Genomic DNA, 5204 nt, shown 5'->3' with positions numbered 1-5204 from the left:
CCGGAGTTTGCGCTCACTCGACGGGGGAGGGGCGGAAGGCGCCGTCGGTGAGGACAGGGACGGTGCTGCTGGCGTCGAGCTCGGCCGCGATCGCCACGTCGTCGGGATAGCCCTGCTCGACCAGCTCGCGCCCGCTCGAGCAGCCGGCGAGGGCCTCGCCCACGCGGTCGCGCACGGACGCGAAGGCCGCCATGGCGGCTTCCGCCTCTGGGCTCAGCAGGAGCGGACCGGCTTGGTGCTCAAGCGAGTCCATGAGCGCACCCGCGACCAAACCGGCGCCCCAAGCGTCCTCGACGGCCGGGCGCAGCGAGCCGTCGGGCCAGCGCTCGCCGGATGGCACGAGCACCACGACGGGTGGCGAGGCGGCACTCGAGCGGAACCGGTCGGCGAGCCACCGGCCAACGGCGGCGCCGTTGCGCAGCGACGCCGCGACCACAGTGGCCCCGGACTCGGCCAGCACGGTGGTGATCGTGGACCCGTTCGGGGAGGGGAGCACGAGGGACTCCAACGGGCCAGCCGCGCGGATCGACGCGGGCGACAGCGAGATCCCGCCCTCCGCTCGGGCAGCACTGCGCGGCACGGCAAGGGCGGCGCCCTGGGCGGCGGCGAAGGACTCGGCGCTCTCGTCGCGCCACCGGTACGGCACCACGCTCATCCCGTTGTCGGCGGCCACCGACACGCAGGTCGTGAAGCTCAGCACGTCGACGACGACGGCGATGACAGCGAAACCGCGCTCAGCGGCATACCGGACGAGGAAGCTCGCCCCAGCGAGCCCCCACTCGAGGCGCACGAGGTGGTGGTCCTGGCTGTGCCAGGGCCCGTGCGACGCCAGCCGTTCCGTCATCGGGCGTCCAGCTCCCGGACGAGTCGAGCCGGTGCGGTGTTGCGATAGGACATGTCGACGAGCTCGGCGACCTCGTCCCAGTCGACGTCGCCGACCTCGACGTCGTGGAACGTCAGCCCGAGCCAGCCGGCCGGGCCGACATAGGCGGGCACGAAGCACCGCTCGTCCTGCATGAGCGCGTCGCGCTCGGACGCGTCGGGCAGGAACAGGAGGGCCCGTCGGGCGACGGGGGAGAAGTGCTCACCCTTGAGCGAGCCGCCGAAGATGGCGAACACCTTCTGGGTGAAGAAGTTGGGCCGGCCATGGGCCACCTTCTCGGCAGCGCCGGGGAGCGCGAGGCACAGCGTCCGCACCCGCTCGAGATGCGGATCGGCGGCGTCGAACATGACCGGGTGCGCCATGGCCCAACGGTAGGGCCTGTCAGCAGATCCCGTCGCCGCTGGATCCGCACCCGCCGGCCCCGCAGCCGCACGAGCCGCCGCAGCCGCCGCCCACGGCGACCGGCTCGGGCTGCTCGTGCCGGGTGTCCCACGCCTGCTGGAGCGCCTGGCTGAAGACGGGGACCGGCTGCGCCCCGGAGACGCCGTACTTGCGGTCGAGGACGAAGAACGGCACGCCGGTCACGCCGATCATCGCGGCCGTGGCCTCGTCGCTGCGGACGTGGTTGCCGTAGTCGTCCGACTCGAGCATCTGCGCGACCTCGGCCGTGTCGAGTCCGGCCTCGCCGGCCAGGCGCACCAGCGTCGCCCGGTCGCCGATCGGCTCGCCCTCGGTGAAGTAGGCCCGCATGAGCCGCTCGAGCATCGGCTGGGTCAGCCCGTGGTCGCCGGCGAGGTGGACGAGCCGGTGCGCGTCGAAGGTGTTGCCCCGGCGGGCCTGCCGCCACTGGAAGTCGAGTCCCAGCTCGCGTGCCTGCTCGGCGATCGCCTCGTGCTGGGCGACGGCCTCGTCCTGGGCCATGCCGTACTTCGCGGCGAGCATCTCGGGCAGCGTGCCCTCGGCGACCGGCTCGGCCGAGCGGTCCAGCTCGTAGCTGTGCCACGTCACCTCGACCTCGTCCCGGTGCGGGAACTGCGCGAGGGCCGCCTCGAAGCGAGCCTTGCCGAGGTGGCAGTACGGACACACGATGTCGGCCCAGATGTCGATCTTCACGTCGCCCACTGTAAGTCGGCGTCACGCCACCGACGGAATCCGGTCATGGTCGCCACTGCCCGCCGCTCCTTCGTCGCTCGGGTCCTCACGCCTTGACTCGGTCGTGTCCGCTGATCGACCGAGTCGAACCGGCGATCCGGGCCTCGCTCCTTCGTCGCTCGTGTCCTCACGCCTTGACTCGGTCGTGTCCCCTGATCGACCGAGTCGAACCGGCGCTCCGGGCCTCGCTCCTTCGTCGCTCGGGTCCTCACGCCTTGACTCGGTCGATCGCCGCGGCCGCGCAGGCCTCCGGCTCCGTCTCCGGGAGCCAGTGGCCTGCGTCGATCTCGATGAAGGCGTAGGGACCCGTCACGAAGCCCCGCGTCAGCTCCGCCGCGGTGCGCCCGAGCGCCACGTCCCGCGACCCCCAGAGCAGCGTCGCCGGCACGCTGACCGGCCACGCCCGCACGTGCGACTCGCGCATGGCGCGATACCAGTTGACCGGCCCGGTCAGCGCGTCAGCGTGAGCCAGGTGAGCGGCATACCGCTCGAGGTCCTCGCGGGGCAGCCCCGTGGCCGACCAGATCGGCCGGAAGCCGGCCGCCAGGACCCGCTGGGGCACGTACGGCACCTGGAACGCGCCGATGTACCACGACCGCGCCGCCTGCTCGAGGCTGTGCGACGCGCGGCGCAGCGCCGCGGGGTGTGGCGTCGAGAGCGACGTCACCGACGCGATGCGGTCGGGATGGTTGCCCGCCGTGAGCCACGCGACCGCCCCTCCCCAGTCGTGACCGACGAGGTGGACCCGCTCGTGGCCCGTCGCGTCGGCCAGCGCGATGACGTCCGCGACGAGGTGTTCGAGCCGGTATGCCGCTCTGCCCGGGGGCCGCGCGCCCGCTGAGTAGCCGCGCTGGTCGGGTGCGTAGGTGCGCAGCCCGGCGTCGTGCAGCAGCGGCGTGACGCGGTGCCAGCTCGACCGGTCGGTCGGGAAGCCGTGCAGGAGCAGCACCGGCACCCCGTCGAGGGGACCCTCGTCGGTGACGTCGAACGTCAGGGTGTCGTGCTCGAAGGTCGTGATCCGCGAAGTCGCCACTGCACCATCATGGCCGCGGACGGGCCCATAGGGTTTCCCCATGCCCGCCCGGATCGTCCCCGACCACGTGCGGCGCACCGTGCTCGGTCTCTCGGTCCCGGGTCTCTATGTCGGCGCCGGCTTCTTCCTCATCTCGTGGTCGCCGAGCCTGCTGCCGCGGACCTGGTACTACCAGGGCATCATCAGCGGCATCTGCGCCGGCGCCGGCTACGGGACCGGTGTCGTGGCCGGGTGGCTCCTGGCGCGGCTCGCGCGCCTCGTCCAGCTCGAGATCCGGGTCTCCCGCGAGGCGGGCCGGTGGCTGCAAATGGGCTGGCACGTGCTCGCGGCGGCCGTGGTCGTCGGGCTGACCGTCGCCAACGTCCGCTCCCAGGGGCGCACGGCCGCCTACGTCCACCTCAGCCCGCCCGGGCCGGTCGACTGGCTCAAGTCGATCCTGTTGGCCCTGCTCATCCTCGTCCTGTTCATCGTCATCGTCCGGGGCCTGCGCCGCCTGACGCAACGGCTCGCGGAGGCGGCGGGCCAGGTGCTGCCCGCGACCATCGCGTCGGTCTGCGCCGTCATCGTCGTGACGATGGTCGCGGCGTGGGTCGGCGACAGCGTCGTCTTCCACCGGGTCATGCAGCGCTTCGGCACGATCGCCGCCCAGGTGAACGAGCAGCCCCCGGAGGGCGTCTCGCCGCCCACCTCCCCGCTGAAGTCCGGCAGCCCCGAGTCGCTCGAGTCCTACGCCCGGCTCGGCTACGAGGGGCAGATGTTCGTCACGAGCGCGCCCACGCCGGCCCAGATCCAGGCCGCGACGGGCGAGCCGGCCATCGAGCCGATCCGCGTCTACGCCGGCCGGCACGCGGACGAACCGCTCGAGCAGGTGGCCGACCAGGTCGTCGCCGAGCTGCACCGCACCGGGGCGTTCGAGCGGTCCGTCATTGCGGTGCTGACCTCGACCGGCACCGGCTGGGTCGACGACTGGTCGGTGCAGGCGATCGAGTACCTCACCGGGGGTGACTCCGCGGTGGCCTCGATGCAGTACTCCTACCTGCCGAGCGCCATGTCGATCATGACCGACCGCGAGACGCCGGGTGACGCGGGCCGGATCCTGTTCAACAAGGTCTACGCGGCCCTGCAGGACATCCCGCCGAGCCAGCGGCCCAAGCTCGTCGTCGGGGGCGAGTCGCTCGGCTCCTACGGCGGGCAGGCGGCCTTCACCGGAGTCGACGACATGATGCGGCGCAGCGACGGCGGGGTCTGGATCGGCACGCCGAGCTTCACCGAGATCGCCGCCGAGCTGACGGCCTCGCGCAACCAGGGCTCGCCGGAGATCGTGCCGGTCATCGACGACGGTCGGCACATCCGGTTCGCTGCGAGTGCGGAGAACCTCACGCATGACTACTACGGCCGTCCTTATGGCGCCTGGGCCTTCCCGCGGTTCGTCTATGCGCAGCACCCGTCCGACCCGATCGTGTGGTGGAACCCGGCGGTGCTCGGCGCCCAGCCGGACTGGCTGCGCGAGCCGCGCGGCCGCGACGTCAACCCCGACGTCACGTGGATCCCGTTCGTGACGTTCTGGCAGCTCACCACCGACATGGCGGTGGGTCACGACCCACCGGACGGCTACGGCCACCGGTATGGCGCTGAGCTCGTCCCAGCGTGGGGTGCCGTCCTCGGCAGCGACCCCACCCGGGACTACACCCGCCTCATCGCCGGGGTCACGAGGACGGTTCACCGCACCGAATGACACCGAATCAGCGGTGGGCAGAAGCGACCCGCGAATTCGCCTCGTAATTGGGTATGCACCCGCGCTAGGGACGCAATTGCGAAATGTGCACCCTTTTGAAGACCCGGCATCAGCCGTACAGTGTGGAAGACCGAGGCCCGCCGACGGGATGCCGGCAGGCGCAGCGTGAGGTGGCGAGGGTGAGATGACGACGACCGCAGACCGAACAGCGCGGACCACGACGGCGCACACCCGGCCGGCGCCGCCGCCGCGCACCCCGGGCCAGCGGGTCGTCAAGGTCCTCACGACGACCGACCACAAGGTGATCGGCAACCTCTACTTCGCCACGTCCTTCTTCTTCTTCATGGTCGGCGGCGTGCTCGCGCTGCTGATCCGGGCCGAGCTCGTCGAGCCGGGACTGC

At 71.9% G+C, this 5204-nt stretch carries 5 protein-coding genes and 1 pseudogene; 2 read left to right on the top strand and 4 right to left on the bottom strand.

The window, feature by feature from the left end; genetic code table 11:
* Nucleotides 1-13 precede the first annotated feature (13 nt).
* The 4 genes from N864_RS18965 to N864_RS18950 form a co-directional block, all read right to left on the bottom strand.
* Complete coding sequence (locus N864_RS18965) at nucleotides 14-844, bottom strand: 2-phosphosulfolactate phosphatase (RefSeq protein ID WP_034720884.1); 831 nt, start codon at nucleotides 842-844, stop codon at nucleotides 14-16.
* Nucleotides 841-1245: an MmcQ/YjbR family DNA-binding protein gene (locus tag N864_RS18960; RefSeq protein ID WP_034720882.1), complete on the bottom strand. Its 405-nt coding sequence runs from the start codon at nucleotides 1243-1245 to the stop codon at nucleotides 841-843. Before N864_RS18960 ends, N864_RS18965 begins: the two co-directional genes overlap by 4 nt.
* Nucleotides 1246-1264: 19 nt before the next feature.
* Nucleotides 1265-1996 (bottom strand): DsbA family oxidoreductase, encoded by a 732-nt coding sequence (locus tag N864_RS18955; protein ID WP_034720888.1) that lies wholly within the window; start codon nucleotides 1994-1996, stop codon nucleotides 1265-1267.
* A gap of 247 nt (nucleotides 1997-2243) precedes the next feature.
* Entirely contained in the window at nucleotides 2244-3068 is an 825-nt protein-coding gene (locus tag N864_RS18950; RefSeq protein ID WP_034720880.1) for an alpha/beta fold hydrolase, read from the bottom strand.
* Between the two features lie 40 nt (nucleotides 3069-3108).
* On the opposite strand from N864_RS18950, the gene N864_RS18945 reads away from it, so the two are divergent.
* Entirely contained in the window at nucleotides 3109-4803 is a 1695-nt protein-coding gene (locus N864_RS18945; RefSeq protein WP_051518804.1) for an alpha/beta hydrolase, read from the top strand.
* 184 nt (nucleotides 4804-4987) lie between these two features.
* Nucleotides 4988-5204: pseudogene (locus tag N864_RS18940) on the top strand (aa3-type cytochrome oxidase subunit I); the annotation flags it as partial.

The sequence above is a fragment of the Intrasporangium chromatireducens Q5-1 genome, assembly GCF_000576575.1.
Lineage (GTDB): Bacteria > Actinomycetota > Actinomycetes > Actinomycetales > Dermatophilaceae > Intrasporangium_A > Intrasporangium_A chromatireducens.
This window is presented reverse-complemented; position numbering and strand designations above follow the sequence as displayed.

Excerpts from the sequence above, each read along its gene's own strand:
- N864_RS18945 (WP_051518804.1), top strand. The coding sequence starts at position 3,109 with ATGCCCGCCCGGATCGTCCCCGACCACGTGCGGCGCACCGTGCTCGGT.
- N864_RS18960 (WP_034720882.1), bottom strand. The coding sequence starts at position 1,245 with ATGGCGCACCCGGTCATGTTCGACGCCGCCGATCCGCATCTCGAGCGG.
- N864_RS18965 (WP_034720884.1), bottom strand. The coding sequence starts at position 844 with ATGACGGAACGGCTGGCGTCGCACGGGCCCTGGCACAGCCAGGACCAC.